This is a genomic window from Parasutterella muris (assembly GCF_009767915.1).
Taxonomy (GTDB): Bacteria; Pseudomonadota; Gammaproteobacteria; order Burkholderiales; family Burkholderiaceae_F; genus Parasutterella; species Parasutterella muris.
On sequence record NZ_WSRP01000041.1, the window covers coordinates 1 to 23118 of the forward strand.

The following is a 23118-nucleotide window of genomic DNA, read 5'->3' on the forward strand; positions in this document are numbered from 1 at the left end:
CACTCTCTTGGTGTTTGACGGAGTATTTCTACTCCTTCTTCCAATAAGTGCGAGCTAAAAATTGCTTCGCGAATTCAGTCTTCTAAACCCGCTTAAATCTTCAGCGCCCGCTCTTATCGGTCGTCGATAAATTTTTAAAGAACTTGCTTGATTTCTCAAGCGCAGAATTGCTATTTTACAGAACTGAAAATTCTTGTCAACTGAAACAGGAAAATTCAATGTAAAAATTTGTTTCTGCATCTCGAACAGCGCTTGGCGTTGTTCAATGAGGCGTGCATTTTACATGCTTTTTAAATTATTGCAAGTCGCCTGCTCTGCTCTAAGTTTAATTCCGGTAAGAACGATGTTATGGCATAAAGTAAAACACGGAAGCCGTCCCAACGCACTTTTTTCAAGAATTGAGGCTGCCCCGCCCGTTAAAATTACTTCAATGTCGTTTGACATAGCAGTTTTTTTAAGCCGTTGAATTGCAAAATAAACAGGGCCAAGCTGAGCATCAACAATTCCGGTATTGATCGCGTCTGAAGTATTTTTTGGAAAATCTCTGGCAGCTCCTCTCGGAACGGCGATTGCCGGAATCTTACGTTCCAACGCTGTATACATAAGATTAAGTCCCGGAAGAATCATTCCTCCTTCGAATACGTAATTTTTCCCGCCTTCGTATCGAATCATATCGACAGTCGTTGCTGTACCAAACTGCACTAATACTATGGATTTTTGAGGATTAAGCGCAATTGCTCCAACTGCGCCATACCAGCGATCTGCACCCAGTCGTTCCGGGTATTCATAGCTGTTTAAAAGATAAAAAGGGCCTTTGAATTCAGCTTCTGTCCGTAACCAAGTACATTTGCCGCCTCTCCCTTCCATAAAAGATTCAATTTGATCTTTCAATTCAGGCCTGCAGACATATGTTCCTAATATCTCGGTGACATCTTCTTCTTCCCAACTCCGAATAACGTCAGGATTTAAAGTCGTTTCCGAGCTGTGCACAAACGCTCTTGGATGTGGGACTTCATATATGTAATCCCATTTAAGGGCTGTATTTCCAATATCAACAACTATCCTTTTCATAAAGTCACCGATAGTTCGCCTATGTTTATCGACTTCAGCCCCTCAGATGTTTGAACCATCAAACGGCCTTCCTTATCTATTCCCATTTCACACCCTTCGTCCACAACTTTTCCATCTTGTATGATTTTGACCTTTTTCTGATAAAAGACATCACAAGCAGACCAGCTCATCTTGTCCTCATCTGTGAACGATTCCGGGATATTATCGAGAGAATCGATAAGAACTCTTCCTAATTCAATAAGAATATCAGTTCTTTCATCTATAGAGGGAGTAAATTTCTCATACAAAAAGGCGATATTTCGCCCGCTAATCTCAGTTAGGTTAGGATCGAAAAAAAGGTTTACCCCAATACCTGCGATCAAATAGGATACCTCCCCTTTTGAAACTATTTCGAATAGCATTCCCGATAGCTTTCCGCCGTTAATCAGCAGATCATTCGGCCACTTTGCCCCTACCGTTTGAAATCCAACTGAATGCAGATATTGACAAAAATTTAGAGCTACCCAAGGACTAATTACCGCAAACTTAGAAAAATTAGTCGGCAATTGTTTTCTATATGAAAATTTTAAGCAGCATTGCGGAGAGTCATACCATACTCTGCCTCGTGTGCCTTTTCCCTTAACTTGCCGCTCTGCACACACCAAAGTATCCGAAACACTGTTAGATTGTTTTACCTCCCTTTTTAAGTATTCATTCGTTGAATCAATTTCCGGGAGAAACTCAAATCTAACGGGTGCTAACAATCTTTCGCACCGAGAGATGTCTAAATACTTTTTCATTTCTAAAACTATAGGTATATTGTTTCATTATGTCGTAGCATAACGATCAATTGGGAGAGTTTAATCGACAAACTCAATCACTTGCTGCCGACTCCAATTGTTTATGAGAGATTCTGCATTCATATGACCTCTGGGAAAAAAAATATTTTTACTTTAGCGGCTTCTTTTTTTTTCATAGGTACTAGTTTTAGCTCGCCCTCAGACATTGCTATTTCGTACGACTTAAACAGCAGACAGATCATCGAGAGCAAAGATGCCTACACAGTCAAAAGCATCAGCGGCTCAATTCCTCAAAAAATATATATTGCTTCTAAGCTGTTAAAAAAAATTCAGCGAAAAGAACTGGACATTCAGAAAGCCTTCAAGGTTGATCCCTCAATTTTCTCTAACTTGGATAAAAATACTCCAGTTTTCTTTCAGCAAGGAGAAAGTATCACCTTAAAAGAGCTTATTGCCTCCATGCTTCTTCTTCAATCAGACGAAGCAGCGATCCTTGGGCTGCAGCTCATTAACACCTCAGACAAAAAAGAAAATCCAGCCTTAAATCAAATTGCATTCTCCGAGAATGGCTTTTTTGTTGCCCTAACGGAACTTATTAACGGCCTCCAAGATATCGGAATTTCTTTCTTTGATTCAACCGTTCTTCTCCAGGATCAGGAACTCCCTTCGCAAATCCAGACCGTTCGTTCGGGAAATTCCGAAACCGTAATATTGAGGGAAAGGAATAAAAAGCAAAGCTTGGCTATTTCATTCGTAAAAAATTCTGAATACCCTGAAAACATTCGAAGAGTTGCGGTTATCAATTTTCAAGAAGAGCCAAGTACCTCAGTTAACCAAATATCTCGAGCACTGCTGCATGCGGTCAACGACTTTGAAACAGCAAAAATTTTTCCTTCCGGACATAAATTTTCCAGCATCCCGGTTGCCGGGGGAATAAAAAATTCTGTCGATGTCATTACGCCCTCTGACATCTTTGTCACTCTGTCAAAAGAGCAAATAAAACAAAATAAAAAAGAACCGATTGAGATCATCATAGAAAGAAAAGAACTCATTAAGGCACCAGTTCAAGCAACAGAAGCGGTAGGAAAGGTTAATATCCTTCAAGCTGGAAAGGTCGTAAAAAGTTTTTCGGTCTATCCCGGCTCAGATGTGGGAGTAGATAAATCCTTCCTCCCGTTGATTTTTAATACTTTTCAAAAGGTGTTTAAAAAAAGAAATGGCTGAAGAAATTAAGAACGAAAATACGGAAGAACTGCCTGCTGCTCTATTGCAGTTTCCTTGTGAATTTCCTATGAAAATTGTCGGCGAGAGAACCGATGAATTCGCACAGGAAATCGTGAGTATCATACAAAAACATTGCCCGTCTTTCGACGCTGCAGAAGTCGAAATGAAAGCTTCCGCAAAAGGAAATTATCTTTCCCTCGGAGTTTTGATTAATGCGACTTCTCAAGACATGCTCGATAATCTGTACAAAGAAATCACTGCGCACAACAAGGTTCGTTTTGTTCTATAACCGGTGAAAATAAGACATCTAGGTCTGCAGCCGTACCAATCTGTTTTCGAAAAAATGCTGCACTTCACAAGACAGAGGAATTCTGAAACAGAGGATGAAATCTGGTTTTGTGAACATGCCCCTACATATACAGTCGGAACTACCTGTCCTTTGCTTAGTTCGGATTTAAAAAATATTCCAATTGTGAAAACTGACCGTGGCGGGAAAATTACCTACCACGGTCCGGGGCAGATTGTATGTTATCCACTGGTTAATCTTCGCAATAGGAAACTTTACCCAAAGGCTTATCTGTCGATAATTCAGCAGATGCTTCTCGAGTTCTGCTGTTCATATGGAGTTGATGCATCTCTAGTCGAAGGCGCGCCTGGTATTTATCTGCCTTTGCTCGGCGGCTTCGGACAATTTGCAAATCTTGCTAAAGTTGCATCGATTGGCTTAAAAATCACCAATGACTGCACGTATCACGGATTCGCCATCAACATAAATGCTGATCTTTCTCCCTTTAAAGACATTGATCCTTGCGGCTACCAAGGTCTTAGGGCTGTAAACTTGAGTCACTATGCTCCTCTGATCACTATCGACGAAGCTGAGGAGAAACTTACAGAAAAAATTGAGGAGTATTTTGCCTAATGAATAATAAAAAAGAAATTACACCCCACAGCCTATCTGCCTGGCTCGCTTTCATGAGACCCAGCACTTTTTGGATTGCGGCTACGCCTGTCCTTGTCGGATCTTCTTTTGCACTTGCGTTAAACGGAAAGTTTAATTTTTGGACCTTTTTATTCACCTTGTTCGGAGCCATTCTCATCCAGGCTATGTCTAACATGGTCAATGACTACGCATATAACGTCCGAAAGGCTGAAAACGGAACAAGAGTGGGATTGCCCAGAGCTACATCCGAAGGCTGGATTTCTATGTCTTCTGCAAAGAAGGCTATCAGCTTTACTATTTTGCTTTGTGCCCTCTTCGGGATACTGCTGGTCATCATCGGCGGTATTCCTATCGCTCTGATCGCAATCCTCTCCATCATTTGCGGATATTGCTATATGGGAGGCCCTAAACCCATTGCTTATACGTGTCTTGGTGAATTTTTAGTTCTTCTTTTTTACGGTCTTTTTGCCGTAGGAGGAAGCTATTGGCTGCAAACGCACTCATTTAACATCATTGTGCTTGTGCCGGGTCTCAGCTTGGGTCTTCTTGGAGCCGCAGTACTATTTGTGAACAACTACAGAGATCTTGATCACGACAAATCTGTGGGACGCCATACCCTCGTTGCTGTCTGTGGAAGAAAAGTTTCAGAAGCTCTCTATATGTTTATGATTTTTCTTCCCTTTGTATTTATCGGTTGGCTTGTCCCACTCAATCACAACTGCTGGCCTTTCCTCTTTGTTCTTTTAGTGCTTCCACGGGCAAGCATGCTTCCCCAGTATCTTAAAAAATATCCTCAGGAAAGAATTACAGAGGTAATGCTCAAAACAATTAAACTCGAGCTTCTCTTCGGCTTTCTTCTGACGCTCGGAGCTATAGCAGTCGCCTTCTTGAGTTGGCCTCCTGAAATCTTAAACGCATCAATCTTTAATTCTCCTTTTTAGACATGAATAACAAACTTCATAATCCCCAGAGAGAAGAATTAAAAATAAAAAAATACCAAGAGTTTGCGTCTGCTGAAAAATTACAGAAGCCGGAATGGTTAAAGATAAAAATTCCGATAAAAAACGGTGCGTTCGCAGGAACAAAAGAAATTTTGAAAAACGGAGGACTGGCAACAGTTTGCGAACAGGCTGCCTGTCCAAACATCTCTGAGTGCTTCCACCATAGAAGGGCAACCTTCTTAATCATGGGAAGTATTTGTACAAGAAGATGCCCCTTTTGTGATATTGCACACGGCTATCCGAAACCTCTTGACCCTGATGAGCCGAAAAAAGTTGCTGAGGCAGCCAGAAAACTTGGGTTGAAGTATGTGGTTATTACAAGTGTTGATAGGGACGATATCAAAGACGGCGGAGCGGAGCATTTCGCGAACTGTGTCAATGAAATTCACAAAATTGACGGTGTCAAAGTCGAGATTCTTGTCCCGGACTTTAGAGGAAGATTAGATAAGGCGCTTGAAAACCTTCAGCATGCCTCTCCTGACGTATTCAATCACAATATAGAAACCGTACCCAGGCTATATAAAGAAGCAAGACCCGGCGGTAATTATGAACATTCTCTCAAATTACTGAATGAATGGAGTAAGTGTTCACAAACATGTCTGACAAAAAGCGGATTAATGGTTGGCCTCGGTGAGAAGGATGAAGAAATTTATGAGGTAATGGAGGATCTGCGCCGAAATAATGTCACCATGCTTACCATCGGCCAATATCTTCGTCCAAGTAAACATCACATCCCTGTCAAAAGATACGTTCACCCGGATCAATTTAAAAAATATGCTGAGAAAGCCAAAGAACTCGGCTTTCTCAGCTGTCTAAGCGGACCCTTTGTGCGCTCAAGCTACAATGCTTATGAGCAGCATGACCTACTTTTTGACGATAACAAAAACACTTGACATATCGTCAATGGACCAAACCGCATCAGAAAGGGCGTCCTTCAGCTGTCTCCATTCTTTTTTCTGGATCTCTGAAGGAGAGCCCTTCTTAATTTCTCTGCCTGTCAAAACAAATTTTTCAGGAATAACACCCGGCTTTAAATAAAAGCAAATTTGCTTTTCTCCGACAGAAACTTCGAAATACATACGGCCGTAAACACCTTCAGGTGCTTCTGTGGGAAAGGTATCGAGCACGTCATAAGTTTTTCTTGTGACGGCTCTTGTGACCATTTCTACAGCGTCTCTTAGCCCAGGACCTGGAAACGCAGTCTTAAAGGAGATTTCTTTTCTCTCAGGAATTCTTTCTCCGCAAAGCTCTTTTAGAGCCCATTGAAGCATTCGAAAACCTAAGGACAAACCTCCAATGCTATCCCGACCGTGATAGAGGACACAGGCACTGAACGGAATCTCCAGGAGAACCGCATCGTCATACACGGAAATCGTATCTTTAATCATTATTTAACAGCCGAAGGAAGAATGAGATCTTTAACATTGACTTCTTTCTCAATCATTCCGTTCGCCTTCAGGAACTTCTGATCTTTATCCAATTCGTCGATATCTTTCTGAGTCAGCACGTCATAGTAATGGCTTCCTTCAGCGAGTTTCTCTGCATCAGAGAGCGTAATACCGTGTTCCTTGGCACCAATCTCAAGTGCCTCTTTCTTGTTCTCATTGATCCATTTGAGCGCTTCGCGATTAACCTTAACTAAACGCTGAACGATTTCGGGATTCTCCTGTGCAAACTTGCCGCTGACAGTGAAAACTAAATTCGGCTGGACAAGACCTTCAGCAGTCGTAATTGTTTTAGCACCACCCTCATTAGCCTTAATAATTCCGCTGGCGGCAACAAGAGCTGCATCAACCTTACCGGCCATCATTGCAGTCATGCCTTTAGGAATATCCATATTGATGAAATTCACATCTTTCTGGCTCATTCCTTTGCTATCCAAAGCTGCTACTAATGTCTGATGAAGAACTGTACCCTTAGGTCCGACAACTGTTTTACCTTTCAGGTCTTCGATTTTCATCTGAGGACCGGGTTTACCGACAACAGCGAAGAGACTGGTCGGATGGGCAACACCGGTTGCAATCTTCACAGGATTTCCTGCTGCGTTTGCCATCAGTAAAGATGCCGTGTTCATTGTCGCGCTGGCGTCGAGTGAGCCGGCAGCCATGGCCTGTGTCTGTTTGGCACCGGATGTAATGTCATGCCATTTGATCTGGATACCGTCTGTTGCAAACTCCTTCTCCAACATTTGGTTATGTTTCATAACCATATTTTGAAGATTAAAAGGTGCTTTAACATAGGCGATGTTGATCTCTTTGGGTGCGGCGAAAACCGATGTCATCAAGGACATCCCTGCCAAAATCGCGACTAACTTAAGTTTCATTTGAATATTTACTCCGTTGTTTATATAAAGAAATTAAAAAGCTGTTTCTGATACTGAGATAAATTAGTATCTCCGTATCTTCTTGGTTTAGGTAAATTGATATCCAGGGATTCGGCTATTTTACCGTCACGCATGAATGCAATATCATCGCTTAAAAGAACGGCTTCATTAATGTCATGCGTGATTAAGAGCATTGTTGTTTCCAGTTCTGTTTGGATTTTTGAAAAATCCATCTGGAGCTTGCTCCTTGTCATAAAGTCAAGAGCTCCAAAAGGTTCATCCAAAAGCAAAAGATCAGGTCTTGAAATAATCCCACGAGCTAAGCCGATACGCTGAGCCATACCTCCGGAAAGCTGAGCCGGGTATAAATCTGCCGTTCCGGAAAGCTGAACCAATTCCAGCACTTCATTTACTCTTTTCTCCTGTTCGGCTACAGGCAGAGTTCTAATGGCAAGCTCTAAGTTTTCACGGACTGACTTCCAAGGAAGTAATCTCGGATCCTGAAAAACTAAAGAAATTTTAGGATCTTCGAAAGCGGATCCGTCATCTCTGAAGAATTGGATCTTTCCTGAGTCAATTTTTTCTAATCCGCAAATAACTTTCAGCAGTGTGGTTTTTCCGCAGCCGCTTTTTCCAAGTACGGTTGTTAACTTTCCCGGCTGAACTGTTAAAGAAAGATCCTTTAGAGGGCTAACAGCTCTTTTACCGTCCAAAAAAGTCTTCGAGACATCAACTAAGGAAACTCCGGCTACCATTTATTCCTCGCCCAGGGTGTACAGCGCTTTCCGATAAATTGAAATAATTGATCGCCAGCAATGCCTAACACCGCAATACAGAGGATTCCGACAAAAACTCTGTCTGTTCTCGACATTTCACTAGCATCTCCAATCAAATATCCCAGCCCCGAAGTTGCTGCGATAAGCTCAGCACCAACTAATGCACGCCAGGAATATCCAAAACCAAGACGAAGACCTGTGAATATGTTAGGAAGCGAAGCAGGAAATTCAATGTGTCTAAATTTTTCAAGTTTCGTCAGTCGGAGCGTTTGAGAGAGCTCATCATATGCACTGTTGATCTGTTTAAAACCTGAAAAAACGTTCAGGTAAATAGGGAAAAAGCTTGCAAGAAACACAATCGCCAGCTTAGCCGGTTCACCGATTCCTAACCAGAGAATAAGAAGCGGAATAAGTGATAAAGGTGGAATAAATCTTAATGCTTCAAGAGTCAGCTTCGATCTGGCTTCAGCTTCCGGAGAGTGGTAAAAAAAATAAGCAAGTGGCAGGGCGACTATAACTGCCATAAAAAAGCCGCCAAAAACCCTTCCGGAACTCGCCAGAATATGCCGTGAAAGCTCACCGCTTTCACAGAGTTCCAAAAAACTCTTGAATACTTTTGCCGGTGTCGGAAGAAGAAATTCGCTGAATATGCCCGACGAAGATAAAAATGCCCATGCAATAACAATAAGCATAGGCACGGCAATAAGATTTATAAGTTTACGCAATCGGCCTCCAAGACTAATCTTGGAAGATTATAAATAAAATCGATAATGATTATCAATTATAAATTACATATTGATAGGAGTCGATTGTGCACCAGTGGAATATGATGAACTACTATCGCTTTCCAATCCACTTCCGCTCTCAACGGTGGATGAGCCGTCATTAGTAATCAGCTTTCTTTTTTCAAGCTCTTCCGGAGTAAGAATTGTAAAGAGACAGACAACACGTGTCACACCTTGGACTTTAGAAGCAATCTTCCCGATAATTTCCGCTTCCTGCTGCGTTACCGCACCAATCAGGTAAGCAACTCCCCGTTCAACTACAACCTTCAGAGAAGTCAGAGTCACCTGTTTATTGTCCAACAACGCCGCACGAATTTTACTTGCGGTGATTGAGTCACTCATTCTGCTCGTGAAGGAAGAATTGGGCATAACAGCCAATTCGTTGTAAACCGTATTTACTTCATTGATAGATTTAACAATCTGAGCCGCCTTCTCTTTATCATCTTCCGTGCCGACTTCCCCGCTCAATAATACGTTTCCTTCGTAAGAGGTCGTAGTGATATGACTTGAGGAAAAATTCGTTTGTGAAAGATGAAGCGCTGATTTCGTCTCAATAAGCCCATCATTTGCAACCGCCCCGGCACTTCTTCTGTCTGCCGCTACGGATGCACCGGTCATAGCAGCTGATCCAATGAGAACAGGCGCACAACCTGTCAATACAGCGACGCTAAAGGCTGCAGATACTAATAGTAATTTTTTACTCATAATCAAAACTCAGCTGATAATCCCAGAAATAAGACAGTTATTCACTAGAAAATGTTAACAATTAACTAATATCTTGTGAACAACTGGATATAAGTTCAATTTAATCCAAATTTTCCACTGATACTAACATAGAATTACTAAAGTTTTAAACAACTTATTAGTAAACTAACTTATTGATAATAAAAAGAATAATATAGTTATTAACATTTTTTACAGAAGCATTAATTAATACTCCTTATAGTAATTAATACAATAAGTAGTATTAGTTCTGTTGATAAATAGGTTTGTTCTTTGGTAGTGATTTTTTTTAAAAAAGGAAAAGTTATTTCTAGTTATTAACGTATCTATAACTAATTAATTTATAAAAATTAATTAAGAGTATTAATATTAGAAGTGATTTAAAATTTGTTGATAACTATATTATTATCTATATAAACAATAAGTTATAATGTTTAAAGATTGTTGATTTCTCTGTGATTTGTCGTTTATTAGTGTTGAGAAGATATTGATAATTTGGGCACAAAGCATAACTGCACAGTTTATTCAACATTTATAAACATAGTTGTACACATTAGAAAGTGATCAAAATATCTCTTTTTGTCTACATTTCAGCTGGTGCCGGTAAGGTAAAAGTAAGGAAAAAACTTAACCTTCTGCACCAAGCTCTAATTAATTTATAACTGTTGACACTGATTAAAAGAAAAGGACGGCCAAAAAGCCGTCCTTTTCTGAGTTAAGAAAGTCTAGGTGTCAATGTTGCTTGCAAGAAGTGCATTGTCCTCAATGAACTGCCGTCTTGGCTCAACCTCGTCTCCCATGAGCTTTGTAAAGACCATATCTGCAGCGACCGCATCTTCAACACCAACCTTCAGAAGACGACGTTTTGCAGGATCCATGGTGGTTTCTTCAAGCTCTACGTCTTTCATTTCTCCAAGCCCTTTGTAGCGCTGCATTTTCTTAACAGTCGCCTTGCCGGCTTTTAGAACAAATTCGATGACCTCACTAAAATTAGAGATCGGCTGTATCGTCTCTTTTCCTCTCTTCTGATTAAGAAGACAGGCACCCGGATGAAGAAGGTTCTTGAATATTGTTGACGTACTTTGAAGTGTTAAGTAGTCCGGTGTTTCAACGAAAGATGGAGTGATCTTTGTCTCAATTACATTACCGTACTTCGTTCGCTTCACGATAATTGTCGGAACATTCTCTACTATCTGATGTTCAACAACCACATCCGGATCGGTGAGCTTCTCAATAATCGATTCAACAGACTTGCGTGCGTCCTCCTCATCAGACAGACTTATCTCAGCGCCTGCAGCGATGGCAGTTAAAACGCTTGAGTCCACAAAACGAGAGAACCTATTGATGACGTTATGGGCATCGTTGTATGACATGAGGTAACTTTGAAGCTGCTCTCCAGATACCGCCTCGTCCTTTTCAAAAGCTTCTTTTGAAACATAGAGTCTTGTGTCTTTGGTTCCCTGTTCAACAAGAAGCTTGTAAAGCTCTTTTTCGTCTTTAATGTAGCGTTCTTTGTTATCTGAATAGACAACCTTATAGAGCGGAGGCTGAGCAATGTAAACATGACCGCCTTCAATAAGCTTAGGCATTTGTCTATAAAAGAGAGTCAGAAGAAGCGTACGAATGTGAGCTCCGTCCACGTCAGCATCAGTCATGATGATCACGCGGTCATAACGAAGTTTGTCTAAATTGAACTCTTCGCCAATTCCAGTTCCTAAGGCTGCAATCAGAGTTGCGATCTGTTCACTGGAGAGCATTTTTTCAATGCGGGCTTTTTCAACGTTTAGAACCTTGCCTCGTAAAGGAAGAATAGCTTGGTAGTTTCTATCTCTGCCGCTCTTAGCAGATCCGCCGGCGGAGTCTCCCTCCACCAGGAACACTTCACAGAGGGAACGATCTCTGTTGGAGCAATCTGCTAACTTTCCGGGAAGACCTGCAGAACCGAGCAAACCTTTGCGCCGAGTTGTCTCTCTAGCCTTTCTTGCAGCTTCACGAGCTCTGGCCGCGTCAATAATCTTTGTGCAGATGATCTTCGCGTCTTTAGGATTTTCCTGCAGATAGGCATCGAGACTGTCTCTGACAACCTGCTCTACAGCACCTCTCGCTTCTGATGAAACCAGTTTGTCCTTAGTCTGAGAACTGAATTTAGGTTCAGGCATCTTCAGCGAAAGAACGCATGTCATGCCCTCTCGAATATCCTCACCAACCAAATCAATTTTGTCTTTCTTGGCTAACTCGTTTTCTTCAATATACCGCTTCAGTACAGCGGTCATAGCATTGCGCAGACCGTTGACATGAGTACCGCCGTCTTTTTGAGGAATATTGTTGGTGTAGGCACTGAAATTCTCGCTGTATCCGTCGGTCCATTGCATAGCGACTTCGACAGCTATGTTTTCAGTTGGAGATACCTGAACTGTTTTGTTGGTATAAAAACAGTTGTCATGGATTTTTGTCTTGTCGCGGTTAATGTAGGCTACGAAGCCGCTCACGCCTCCGACAAACTGGAATACTTCGTCTTTCCCTTTTCTAAGGTCGGCAAGGTGAATCTTCACGCCGTTATTCAAGAAGGAGAGTTCTCTCAATCTTGAGGAAAGAACTTCATAATGGAAGTCTACATTTCCGAAAATCTCGGCGTCCGGAAGGAACTGAACTTCCGTGCCTCTTCTATCAGTCTGACCGGATACGTGCATCGGGGAGACTTCAACAACGCCGTTCGGCGTATTAACTTTGTCGATTAAGCGGTCAATCAGGACGCCTTTTTCAAAGTTAAGGTAGTGTTCTACTCCGTCGCGTCTGACGATAAGTTTTAACCAGGAGGACAAAGCGTTGACGCAGGAAACACCTACGCCATGGAGGCCGCCTGAAACTTTGTAGCTGTTCTGGTTGAATTTTCCGCCGGCATGGAGCTCGGTCAGTGCGATCTCTGCAGCGCTTCTCTTAGGCTCATGCTTATCGTTCATCTTTATGTCAGTAGGAATTCCGCGACCGTTGTCAACAACGGAGATAGAGTTATCGCGGTTGATCGTGACATTAATGTGATCCGCGTAGCCGGCAAGAGCTTCGTCAATAGAGTTATCAACGACCTCAAAAACTAAATGGTGGAGACCGGTACCGTCAGAGGTGTCTCCAATATACATACCGGGTCTTTTTCTTACAGCTTCCAGTCCTTCGAGGACTTGAATAGCGTCTTCACCATAGCTGTCTTCAGCTGACAGCTTGACATCTTGTGTTTCACTCATTCTTTTGTATTCCAAATTGGAGCTATCAGCCCGTTAAATCTTCATTGGCATGACGACAAATTTGAATTTTTCGCTGTCGGGCATGCGGATCAATGCAGAGCTAAGCGGACCACCGAGAGATACTCTGACTGTTTCGTTTTTCAGAGCATTCAGCACTTCGATCAGATAGGTCACATTGAAACCGATTTCAATGCTGTCGCCCTGATATTCGACTTCAAGCTCGTCTTCCGCTTCTTCCATATCGGCATTTGTCGCAGCGACATTGATAACGCCGGACGAAAGATTCCAACGGACGCCTTTGAGTTTATCTGCGGTGAGAATGGATACTCTCTGAAGAGAAGAAAGAAGTTCCTGTCTGGATACTTTGAATTCTTTATCGTTGTCGACCGGAATGACCTTTTGGTAATCCGGATACCTTCCTTCAACAAGTTTGGAAAGAATTTCAACACCGGCAAATGTAAATTTGATTTGTTTTTCCGCCATGTAGACAGTGATTTCGTCTTCGGAATCGGGAACTAAACGAGTTAGTTCCTTAACAGTCTTTCTCGGAATAATTGAGTCAAGTTTCTTTTCGGAAGCCTGATCAGCATCGACATCACAAAGAGCGAGACGATGTCCGTCTGTTGCAACAGCCCGTACGGATGTACCTTCGGAGCAAATATAAACCCCGTTAAGGAAATAACGAACGTTGTTGACGGCACATGCAAAGGAGACCATGCTTAGGAGATATTTAAAGCGGGAACAAGGCATAGAAAACGCCTTTTCCAGCTTCACTTCCTTCATTGACGGAAAATCTTCTGCCGGAAGAGTCTGCAGTTCAAAGCGGCTCCTTCCTGAAGTCAGAAGTACGTGCTCTCCTTTCTTTGTAAAAGAAACCTCACTGTTATCAACCAGAGAAGCAAGAATATCATTCAGTTTTCTGGATGATATTGTCGTTGAAACTCTGAAGTTAGGCGTACCGATTGCAGAGCTTGTTCTGATTTGAATGTCCAGATCTGTTGCTGTAAATGTGACATTCTCATTTTCCTGAGCCAGCAAGATATTGGAGAGAATCGGAAGCGGCTGCTTCTTCTGGACAACACCGCTTACGTTCTGAATAGGTTTAAAGATATTCTCTTTGCTTCCGTTAATGAAGAGTACAGGAGTGCCGGGAGCAGCTTCAGCTGGTTCTGCAAACATAGTTTCCGTCCCTGCGGTTCCTGTTGCTTCGGTAAGGTCGTTTTCCAGATTATTTTCCATCGTGGCTCCCGTTAATTCCAATTCTTTAATGCTTGTTCTATTAAATGAAGAGTGTGGTTCAGTTCTTGTTTCTGAGCACGCTCTTTAGTAATTTTTTTCACAGCGTAAAGCACTGTCGTGTGATCTCTTCCGCCAAAAGCGTTTCCAATATCAATCAGACTTTTTTGAGTCAGCTCCTTAGCCAGGTACATCGCGATCTGGCGGGCATATGCCACATTTGCGACTCGGCTTTTTGAATGCATGTCAGCAATCTTGATATTGAAGTGTTCAGCAGTGGTTTGCTGAATGTTCTCTATAGAAATTCGTCCCGTTCCGCTGATACCTTGCAAAGCTTCTTTAGCAAGCTCCTCTGTGATCGGTCGATTGAAAACAGTTGCGCGCATGATGACGTTTTTTAGTGCTCCTTCCAACTCTCTGACATTCGTATTCAATCGATTGGCAATAAGATAAGCCACCTCTAAAGGAAGATGGACATCCTGCTGTCTTGCCTTCTCCAACAAAATCGCGGCCCTAAGTTCAAATTCTGCAGGTTCTATCGAAACCGACAGCCCTGCTCCAAGTCTCGAGATTAGCCTTTCATCAAAGTCGGAAAGCTGTCGGGCATAGGTATCGCAGGTAAGAATAATTTGCTTATTCTTCGGAAGGAGAGCTTCAAAGATACTGAAAAGTCTTTGCTGCGTTCCGCCTCGTTTGCATAGGAACTGAACGTCATCGATCAGCAGCGCATCCAGATTCCGATACTTATTATCGAACTTCTTAATCTTTTCGTCGGATAAACGACCGCCGCTGGAAAGATCAACAACCTCATTAATGAAACGTTCGGCAGAAATACAAAGCAGTTTTAGATGCGGATTGTTTTCCAATAGTTTTCTGCCGACTGAATGCATTAAGTGAGTTTTTCCCAGACCGACAGCCCCATAGATAAAAAACGGGTTGTACTTTTCTCCCGGAAACTGCGCAACTAATTCAGCGCTGCTTCTTGCAACACGATTTGCATTACCGGTAACAAATGTCTCAAATGTCAGTCCGTCATGAAGACCGGATTTTCTAGCAAGAAGATTAATATCAGCATGTTCATCAGAATGACTTTCCGATTCCTGTGAAGACTGCGCACGAGCAGCTCCTTCGTTAGGATCCTTAACAATAAAGGTTAGTTGAACCGGTCGACCGGCAATCTCATCCACCTTTTTCTGGATTTCGCTCTGATACTGAGACTTCAGCTGTTTTAAATGAATGAAAGACGGAGCGCACAGTACAAGTTCATTAGGGTCATCTTTTTCGACGTACTCTAATCTTCCAAACCAAGGTTCGAAGACCTCGGTGGGGTAGCTGTCTCTCAAGGAAGCTAAAGTTAATTCCCAAACTTCTCGCATTTAATCTAATTTCTTATGCAGACAATTCTGCTTCTATCAAAAATCCAAACAATGATTGTACCTTATGTAGTCTTCTGATTCTTCTTTGGAGAGGTGCCGTGGGAAGGCTGTAAATGAAAGTAATTACAAAATATTTCTCTTTCTATTTGACAAGTTAACTGCAAATGAAGTCTAATATGTGGTTTATCAAAATTGCCTGTTCGTTGACCGCATCAGGTGATCACTTTTAGTTTTAGTGCCGTCAGCCGCGGCCTCTTTAAAAGGAATAAAAATGGCAACAAAACGTACTTATCAGCCCTCTAAGGTTAAACGTGCACGCACACACGGATTCCTCGTCCGCAGCCGTACTCGCGGTGGCCGCAAGGTCCTTGCTGCTCGTCGTCGTAAAGGTCGTCACGTTTTAGCTCTCTAATAATTTAGAGAGGCTCGCGAAGTAATAAGATGGATTGTGGAGTGCTGACTCAGTCCTTTCCAAAAAGTGTTCGAATTATCAAATCTAAAGATTTTTTAGAGGTTATCAGAGCACGAGGTTCGGGTTTGGTCCGCTTCCATGGAAAATGGTTCGAAGTTAAGGCAAAGCTTATCGATGAAGAACCAAAATTCCTGGTTGGGTTAACTGTCGGTAAACGCTTTGCAAAGCGTTCTGTAGATAGAAATCTGATCAAACGCATATTGAGAGAGGAAATTCGATGCTCCTCTCTCAGTTTGTCTGTAGAGGACGAGCACTCAGCTTTCAGTGTGAGAGTGGTCTTTCGTCTGAAAGCGCCGCTTCCGTCTACTTTATTTCGCACCCCTTACCGGGATTCACTTAAACAAGAAATGAGGGAAGACTGCCGAATTTTGCTCGAACAACTTGTTGAAAAATTAGTTTCCTTACGGATGGAGAAGACTGGTGATTAAGCTGTTTCTTCTTACATTAATCCGTTGCTACCAACTTATTTTTTCACCAATAGTCGGTCATAACTGCAGATTTCTTCCTACCTGCTCCCACTACTCATACACCTCGATTGAAAGATTCGGTGCTGTGAAAGGGTGCTGGCTGACGTTGTTTCGTTTACTGCGGTGCCAGCCTTTTGGCGGGAGTGGAATTGATGAAGTTCCTGAGAAATTTCGTTGGAGATGCTGGTGCAAAAACAGCGACTGCAATAGCGCTTCATCAAACTATATTTTTCAATCCAAATTAGAGAACACAAATCATGGGAAGTGATATTCAACGCGCCCTCCTATGGATTCTTTTCGGTTTATCGGCTTTTATGCTTTATGACCGTTGGGAAGTCTACAACGGAAAACCGCCGTTATTCGGACCCGAAACTCAACAGACTCAAAACGTCTCAGCTCCACAGGGCTCAGCGGATACACCGCAGGCCAGTACAGCATCAGCACTTCCTACAGAAACTGCTGCTGCTCCCAAAGCTGATTTAGTTCATATTGAGACGGATCTTTTAAACCTGTCTATCGATCCTACAGGAGCGGTTATTGTCGGCTCTGAACTGAGGAAAGAAAAACAGACTACTCCTTGGACTGATACCGGCCTTGTCGGCATGGTTCTTGGCAATAAACCCGAGGCTCCGAAAGATGTTGTCCTTTTCACTCAGGAAAAAGGACGCACTTATCTTGCTCAGACAGGATTGATCGGCGGTCCTTACCCTACACATAAGACTGCATTTAAACTTGTTCCCGGTCCGCTGAAGCTTGCAGATGGTCAGGACTCCCTTACTGTTAAATTTGAAGGCGAATCCGGCGGAGTTAAAGTCATTAAGGCTTATACCTTTGAACGCGGTCACTATGGCATTAAAGTAAGTCATGAGGTCGTTAACAACACCGGTAATGACATTACACCTTCTATTTATTTCCAGCTCACTCGTGACGGCGATAAGCCTGAAGGTGAAGGCGCCATGGTTAACTCTTATACCGGTGCTGCAGTCTACACAGATAAGGAAAAATTTCAGAAAGTGTCGTTTAGCGATATCGCTGACGGGGACAGAGATTTCCAAGCTAAGGCAGACAACGGTTGGATCGCTATGATTCAGCATTACTTTGTTTCCGCCTGGGTTCCTACTCCCGGAGTTGAACGCGAAAACTACACAAGAAAAGTCGGAGATAAACTCTACGCCATCGGCTCTATTGAGCAGATCAACACCATTCCCAGCGGCAGTTCTAAGACAATGGACGCTGTTCTGTACTCCGGTCCTCAGGATCAGACAAGACTTGATGCAATTGCGCCGGGACTTTCTCTGGTAGTTGACTACGGATGGCTGACTTTCCTTGCTAAACCGATCTACTGGCTTCTTTCTTTCCTTCACGGAATTGTTGGGAATTGGGGCTGGGCGATCGTTTTACTGACCTGTATTGTTAAAGCTGTGCTTTATCCGCTTTCACTTGCCGGATATCGCTCTATGGCGAAGATGAAAGATCTTGGTCCGAGAATGAAGGCCCTTAAGGAAAAATACGGAGATGATAAACAGCGTCTCAATATGGCGATGATGGAGATGTACAAGACTGAGAAGATTAACCCTGTTGGCGGTTGTCTTCCTATCCTGCTCCAGCTGCCGGTTTTTCTCGCTCTTTACTGGGTGCTTCTGGCTTCAGTCGAGTTAAGAGATGCTCCTTGGATTTTCTGGGTGACCGACCTTGCGGCTCCTGATCCCTGGTTCATTCTTCCTATTCTGATGATCATTACAATGGTCATTCAGTTCAAGCTTAATCCGACTCCTCCTGATCCTGTTCAGGCAAAAATGATGGCTATCATGCCGTTTGTCTTCGGCATCATGTTCATCTTCTTTGCTTCCGGTCTTGTGCTCTACTGGCTGGTGAACAATATTCTTTCGATTGTTCAGCAATACCTTGTCAACAAGCAGATTGCCGCGGATCGAATTAAGAAGCAAACCAACTAATTTATAGATTTCATAGCTTAGGGTCTCTGTTTAATCAGGGGCCCTTTTTTTCTGGGTAGTAAAAATAATCATTGAGACAGCGAAGTCATTTTCATCGGTTCTATTTCTCCGACGGAATAACAGCTTTTCTAACCTAGTTCGCCAAGGTTTACTACTTAATCTGAATCTCGTTTACAAGATGGACTTTCGCTGCTCTGATCTAATATTCTCTGGCGATAAGATTCTTATCCAGTCTTTGAAGAATCATCGGTTCATCTTACTATGCTTTTCTCCGTATCAAGTATCCGATGAGAGGAAGGGGCCAAACCCAAACGCTTATAATCCACAGAAATATACTTTTTGCTGAAGCGGTCTTACTTTTGCTTGTGAGAATAAACAGGACGACGGAACCTAGTATGGTCCAACTAAGGATACATAGGTAAACCGTTACTCTAGCATTGTAAGTATCTCCAAACATGCTGCCAAGATAAGCAGATATCGGCACTGCAAAGAGCACAGCGAGAACCGAGCCGAGCAGTTTTTCGGCTTCGTTCTTATTGTTCTTCAAACTCATATAAAAGGTTGTGAATGTCAGATTCCAAATCGACCCCTATCATAGCAATAGCTACAGGGAACGGTAATGCGGGTATCGGAATATTGAGACTCTCCGGACCTCAGAAAAGTGTGACGGAAATTTCCTCAAAGCTGTTCTCCGGTAAGAAGCTGGAAAGCAGGTATGCATACTTACTTCCGATTCACGATAAAGATGGCGAAATTATTGACAGAGGCATTGTCATTTTCTTTGCAGCACCATTTTCTTATACCGGCGAATCTGTACTTGAAATTCAAGTACATGGCGGTAGGGCTTCATTAGAGTTTATTCAGAACGAACTTCTAGATCGTTTCTCAGATTTAGGTCTGAGACTCGCGAATCCGGGTGAGTTTACAGAGCGGGCTTTTTTAAATGGAAAAATTGATTTAATTCAGGCTGAAGCCACCGCGGATCTCATAGAAGCTTCAACACTGCAGTCAGTCAAAGCCGCCTCTCGTTCACTGAGAGGAGACTTCTCTAAGGAAATTAGCAAGCTAAATGATGAGCTTATTAACCTCAGAGTTGAAGTTGAGGCGATGCTTGACTTTCCTGAGGAAGAAATTGATTTCATTAATCAGTACGGTTCCAGAGACAAAATTGAATCAATAAAAAAACATCTTGAAGATATTATAAAAAATGCAAAACAAGGGGAAATTCTTAGGGATGGTTTAAGAGTTGCGATAATTGGAGAAACAAATGTGGGGAAATCTAGCTTATTAAACGCGCTAGCCGGAGAAGAAGTTGCAATCGTTTCCGATATTGCAGGCACTACACGGGATCGAATTAAAACTTCGATTAATATCTCCGGAGTTCTCTTTCATTTTGTTGATACAGCCGGTATTCGAGAAACTAATGATGCAATTGAGAAGATCGGTATCGAGAGAAGTAAGCAGGAAATTTCCAATGCTGATATTGTTCTGCAGATATTGGATGTAACGTCGCTTAATGACGAGGATCATAAAAAACTGGATGACTTGTTACACACTATAAAAAAAGAAGATGTTCCTGTTATTCGCGTTTTCAATAAATCCGATCTATTAGACAGTTCGCAGCATTCTATTTCCATTGTTTCACGTGAAACAGTTATCTCAACCTCTGCTGTCACGGGTGCAGGATTACAGGAACTCAAAAATGCGCTTGTTAAATTATCTGGAGTCACAGATAACTATTCTGTCTATAGTGCAAGAGAGAGACACTTAAACCTTTTAAAAGCAGCCTCCTTACATCTAAATCAAGCTTCAGATTTTATAAAATCCAATAATCCACAATTAGAGTTGTTTGCAGAAGAGCTTAGAGAGAGTTCGGATAATCTGGGAGAGATTATCGGTAAGACAACTTCAGATGATCTGCTAGGTAAGATTTTTAGCGGATTTTGTATCGGTAAATAGTTTGTTCCACGTGAAACATTATGAGTTATTTATATCCAATTAAATACGATGTCATCGTTATCGGCGGTGGTAATGCCGGTATTGAGGCGGCAGCAGCGTGCGCAAGAATGAAGGCGAAGACGCTGCTTGTAACACATAATTTAGATAACTTAGGTCAGCAATCCTGTAATCCATCAATAGGAGGCATCGGAAAAAGTCATCTCGTGAAAGAGGTTGATGCGTTAGACGGATTAATTGCTAAAGCTACTGATTTTTCAGGTATTCAGTTTCGAGTATTAAACGCTTCAAAAGGGGCGGCAGTTCGTGCAACCCGTGCGCAGATCGATCGCCGACTTTACAAATTTGAGATGCGTAAGCGTATCGAATCGATTGAAAACTTAGATTTAATAGAAGAAGCTGCAAACGGTTTGATCGTGAACGGTCATGCCGTTGAGGGTGTATATCTTCGATCTGGTATTGAGGTTCATTCTAAAGCGGTAGTTTTATGTTCGGGAACTTTTCTAAACGGCAAGGTATTTATCGGAGAGACAGTTTATTCAGCAGGTCGAAGCGGAGATCCCGCTTCTATTGAATTAGGGGTCGATCTTGCGCAGCTAGGGTTGCCAAGATCACGCTTGAAAACCGGAACTCCTGCTAGACTGGATGGAAGAACAATCGATTTCAGTCGCTGTTCTGAGCAACTTGGCGATTCGAACCCGGTACCTGTGTTCTCGTATATGTGTAGTGCTGAGGATCACCCTGACCAGGTTCCTTGCTGGATCACATCAACTAATGTCTCAACGCATGACATTATTCGAAGGAATATGGACCGCTCACCCTTATATACGGGGATGATTGAGGGAATCGGGCCAAGATACTGCCCTTCGATTGAGGATAAGATTCATCGTTTTAGCGAAAAGGACTCTCACCACGTATTTTTGGAACCAGAAGGACTAAATACCTATGAATATTATCCTAACGGTATCTCAACCAGTCTTCCGTACGATGTTCAGGTCGACTTTATACATTCCATAAAGGGCTTGGAGAATGTACATATCATTCGACCTGGCTATGCGATTGAATATGATTATTACGATCCAACACACCTGAAGGATAATTTAGAAAGTAAGGAATTCTCAAATCTGTTTTTAGCCGGCCAGGTAAATGGAACAACCGGCTATGAAGAGGCGGCAGCACAGGGGCTGATGGCCGGCGTCAATGCGGTTCTGTCCATACGAGGGCGAGAACCGTTCGTTGTCAGGAGATATGAGGGTTATCTTGGTGTGATGATTAATGACCTGATTACGAAAGGTGTTAATGAGCCTTACAGAATGTTCACATCACGGGCGGAATTTCGATTGAGTCTTCGTGAGGACAATGCTGATAAGAGACTTACTGAAGTTGGGTATAAGCTTGGCGTTGTATCAGAAGAGCGTTGGGAATTTTTCTGCAGAAAAGAAGAATTGATTGAACAAGAAACACAAAGACTTAAATCGATCTGGATAAATCCGGGCGTATTAGATGCTCTTTCAGTTGAATCCGTTTTAGGAGAAGATTTAAGTAAAGAAGCGAATCTGTATAACTTACTGAGAAGGCCGGAGCTTGTATACACAGATCTGACAAAACTAAAGATGCAAAACGGTGAATCAGTTCTTAATCCACCGTATCTAGATTCTTCTTTAGCCGATACGCTGGTTACGCGGATTAAATACAAAGGTTATGAAGACAGACAAAGAGAAGAAGTTGAGAAAAATCTCCAGCGTTTGGAAACGGTAATTCCTGATAATTTTGATTATGATTCAGCCAAGGGTCTATCCTTTGAAGTGACTCAAAAACTTAAAAAGATCAGACCGAGGAATTTGGGTGAAGCTCTGCAGATATCAGGTGTAACACCGGCTGCAATTTCTATCTTGCTGGTATATATCAAGAGACATAACAGCAATGGTGCAAAAAATGCAGAATAAGAACTTTGAGAGACTTTCTGAAGGGTTTAAGGCGCTGCATCTTTCGGTTAATGAAGTGAACCTGGAAAAGATGGACAAGTTCCTTCAACTGCTGTTGAAGTGGAACAAGGTATATAACCTCACTTCTATCAATAATGAAACGGAAGCTATTGATAAGCATTTGTTAGACTCTGCTACTTTAATTCCTCTCTTGAAAGAGTTTGAGCAACCGAATGGGAAAACCAGCGTAATGGATGTAGGCTGCGGCGGCGGGCTCCCCGGAATACCTGCAGCTATCCTACTGCCAAATTTCAGGTTTACTTTAGTAGATACAGTGGCAAAGAAAATAGCCTTTGTTAGCCAGGTCATCATCAACTTAAAACTGTTGAATGCTCAGGCGGTAAATGCGAGAGTTGAATCATATTGTCCGGAAGAAAAATTCGATTTAATTACGTCTCGTGCATTTGCTTCTATTTCAACTTTTATAAACCTAACTGAGAAACATCTAAGCAAAAACGGACGTTGGATAGTCATGAAGGGAAAACTCCCTGAAGAAGAGATTGAGAAAATCCCGGATTTTGTTAAGGTTGTTGAAATCAGAAAAGTAGAAATTCCGAATGTTGATTCGGAAAGACATTTGGTTGTATTGAGTAGAAAATAATAAAGTTGAAGTTAACTTTAAGTACTGAACAAAAGGCCTTGCTGAAGTCGCAAGGCCTTTCAGTTAACAGTGTTGAAGACAAAGTTTCTTGTTGTGTTAATTCATCATTACTTAGTAAGTATTCTTCACTTCTTCTCGTCTTTAGTTTGTAAAAATGAAACAAAACCCTCTTAATTCAGAGGGTTATATCATTTTTTGAGCAGACAAAA

At 42.2% G+C, this 23118-nt stretch carries 22 protein-coding genes; 12 read left to right on the plus strand and 10 right to left on the minus strand.

Annotated features, from left to right (window positions below):
- Positions 1-279: 279 nt before the first annotated feature.
- Positions 280-1071 (minus strand): type III pantothenate kinase, encoded by a 792-nt coding sequence (locus E5987_RS10810; RefSeq protein WP_160336096.1) that lies wholly within the window; start codon positions 1069-1071, stop codon positions 280-282.
- Positions 1068-1850 carry a biotin--[acetyl-CoA-carboxylase] ligase gene (locus tag E5987_RS10815; RefSeq protein ID WP_160336097.1) on the minus strand — a complete coding sequence of 261 codons (783 nt, stop codon included), beginning with the start codon at positions 1848-1850 and terminating at the stop codon, positions 1068-1070. Before E5987_RS10815 ends, E5987_RS10810 begins: the two co-directional genes overlap by 4 nt.
- Positions 1851-1973: 123 nt before the next feature.
- Here E5987_RS10815 and E5987_RS10820 point away from each other — a divergent pair, with 123 nt between their 5' ends.
- From E5987_RS10820 to lipA, 5 genes are read left to right on the plus strand one after another with little or no spacing between them, the layout of a single operon-like run.
- The gene (locus E5987_RS10820) at positions 1974-3074 is read left to right on the plus strand and encodes a hypothetical protein (protein ID WP_160336098.1); all 1101 of its coding nucleotides are present in this window, start codon (positions 1974-1976) and stop codon (positions 3072-3074) included.
- Positions 3067-3363 (plus strand): HP0495 family protein, encoded by a 297-nt coding sequence (locus E5987_RS10825; RefSeq protein ID WP_160336099.1) that lies wholly within the window; start codon positions 3067-3069, stop codon positions 3361-3363. Before E5987_RS10820 ends, E5987_RS10825 begins: the two co-directional genes overlap by 8 nt.
- A 54-nt stretch (positions 3364-3417) precedes the next feature.
- Positions 3418-3993, plus strand: a complete 576-nt coding sequence (gene lipB, locus E5987_RS10830; protein ID WP_202074620.1) for a lipoyl(octanoyl) transferase LipB — start codon at positions 3418-3420, stop codon at positions 3991-3993.
- The gene (gene menA / locus E5987_RS10835) at positions 3993-4955 is read left to right on the plus strand and encodes a 1,4-dihydroxy-2-naphthoate octaprenyltransferase (protein ID WP_160336101.1); all 963 of its coding nucleotides are present in this window, start codon (positions 3993-3995) and stop codon (positions 4953-4955) included. The genes lipB and menA overlap by 1 nt, the downstream gene beginning before the upstream one ends.
- Before the next feature lie 2 nt (positions 4956-4957).
- Positions 4958-5908 carry a lipoyl synthase gene (gene lipA / locus E5987_RS10840; RefSeq protein WP_160336102.1) on the plus strand — a complete coding sequence of 317 codons (951 nt, stop codon included), beginning with the start codon at positions 4958-4960 and terminating at the stop codon, positions 5906-5908.
- Here lipA and E5987_RS10845 read toward each other — a convergent pair.
- From E5987_RS10845 to dnaA, 8 genes are all read right to left on the minus strand, one after another.
- Positions 5879-6403, minus strand: coding sequence for a hypothetical protein (locus E5987_RS10845; protein ID WP_202074621.1), 525 nt, complete (start codon positions 6401-6403; stop codon positions 5879-5881). The two genes, lipA and E5987_RS10845, sit on opposite strands and share 30 nt — an antisense overlap.
- Positions 6403-7338: an ABC transporter substrate-binding protein gene (locus E5987_RS10850; RefSeq protein WP_160336103.1), complete on the minus strand. Its 936-nt coding sequence runs from the start codon at positions 7336-7338 to the stop codon at positions 6403-6405. The genes E5987_RS10845 and E5987_RS10850 overlap by 1 nt, the downstream gene beginning before the upstream one ends.
- Positions 7339-7358: 20 nt before the next feature.
- Positions 7359-8051, minus strand: a complete 693-nt coding sequence (locus tag E5987_RS10855) for an ABC transporter ATP-binding protein (protein WP_237178812.1) — start codon at positions 8049-8051, stop codon at positions 7359-7361.
- Positions 8052-8086: 35 nt separating this feature from the next.
- Positions 8087-8839 (minus strand): ABC transporter permease, encoded by a 753-nt coding sequence (locus tag E5987_RS10860; protein ID WP_237178813.1) that lies wholly within the window; start codon positions 8837-8839, stop codon positions 8087-8089.
- Between the two features lie 63 nt (positions 8840-8902).
- The gene (locus E5987_RS10865; protein WP_160336105.1) at positions 8903-9604 is read right to left on the minus strand and encodes a BON domain-containing protein; all 702 of its coding nucleotides are present in this window, start codon (positions 9602-9604) and stop codon (positions 8903-8905) included.
- A gap of 743 nt (positions 9605-10347) precedes the next feature.
- A complete protein-coding gene (gyrB, locus tag E5987_RS10870; protein ID WP_160336106.1) occupies positions 10348-12861 on the minus strand; it encodes a DNA topoisomerase (ATP-hydrolyzing) subunit B in 2514 nt (837 codons plus the stop codon).
- A 33-nt stretch (positions 12862-12894) separates the two neighbouring features.
- A complete protein-coding gene (gene dnaN, locus E5987_RS10875; protein WP_237178814.1) occupies positions 12895-14100 on the minus strand; it encodes a DNA polymerase III subunit beta in 1206 nt (401 codons plus the stop codon).
- Positions 14101-14111: 11 nt separating this feature from the next.
- Positions 14112-15473, minus strand: a complete 1362-nt coding sequence (gene dnaA / locus E5987_RS10880) for a chromosomal replication initiator protein DnaA (RefSeq protein WP_160336107.1) — start codon at positions 15471-15473, stop codon at positions 14112-14114.
- Positions 15474-15744: 271 nt separating this feature from the next.
- Here dnaA and rpmH point away from each other — a divergent pair, with 271 nt between their 5' ends.
- From rpmH to rsmG, 7 genes are all read left to right on the plus strand, one after another.
- Complete coding sequence (gene rpmH, locus E5987_RS10885; protein ID WP_008810341.1) at positions 15745-15885, plus strand: 50S ribosomal protein L34; 141 nt, start codon at positions 15745-15747, stop codon at positions 15883-15885.
- A 41-nt stretch (positions 15886-15926) separates the two neighbouring features.
- On the plus strand, positions 15927-16373 hold the full coding sequence (locus E5987_RS10890; protein WP_160336108.1) for a ribonuclease P protein component: 447 nt from the start codon (positions 15927-15929) through the stop codon (positions 16371-16373).
- On the plus strand, positions 16366-16680 hold the full coding sequence (yidD, locus tag E5987_RS10895; RefSeq protein WP_160336109.1) for a membrane protein insertion efficiency factor YidD: 315 nt from the start codon (positions 16366-16368) through the stop codon (positions 16678-16680). The genes E5987_RS10890 and yidD overlap by 8 nt, the downstream gene beginning before the upstream one ends.
- A complete protein-coding gene (gene yidC, locus E5987_RS10900; RefSeq protein ID WP_160336110.1) occupies positions 16670-18367 on the plus strand; it encodes a membrane protein insertase YidC in 1698 nt (565 codons plus the stop codon). Before yidD ends, yidC begins: the two co-directional genes overlap by 11 nt.
- A 567-nt stretch (positions 18368-18934) precedes the next feature.
- On the plus strand, positions 18935-20326 hold the full coding sequence (mnmE, locus tag E5987_RS10905) for a tRNA uridine-5-carboxymethylaminomethyl(34) synthesis GTPase MnmE (RefSeq protein ID WP_160336111.1): 1392 nt from the start codon (positions 18935-18937) through the stop codon (positions 20324-20326).
- A 20-nt stretch (positions 20327-20346) separates the two neighbouring features.
- Positions 20347-22269, plus strand: a complete 1923-nt coding sequence (mnmG, locus tag E5987_RS10910) for a tRNA uridine-5-carboxymethylaminomethyl(34) synthesis enzyme MnmG (RefSeq protein WP_160336112.1) — start codon at positions 20347-20349, stop codon at positions 22267-22269.
- Complete coding sequence (rsmG, locus tag E5987_RS10915) at positions 22259-22909, plus strand: 16S rRNA (guanine(527)-N(7))-methyltransferase RsmG (protein ID WP_160336113.1); 651 nt, start codon at positions 22259-22261, stop codon at positions 22907-22909. The genes mnmG and rsmG overlap by 11 nt, the downstream gene beginning before the upstream one ends.
- Positions 22910-23118: the final 209 nt, after the last annotated feature.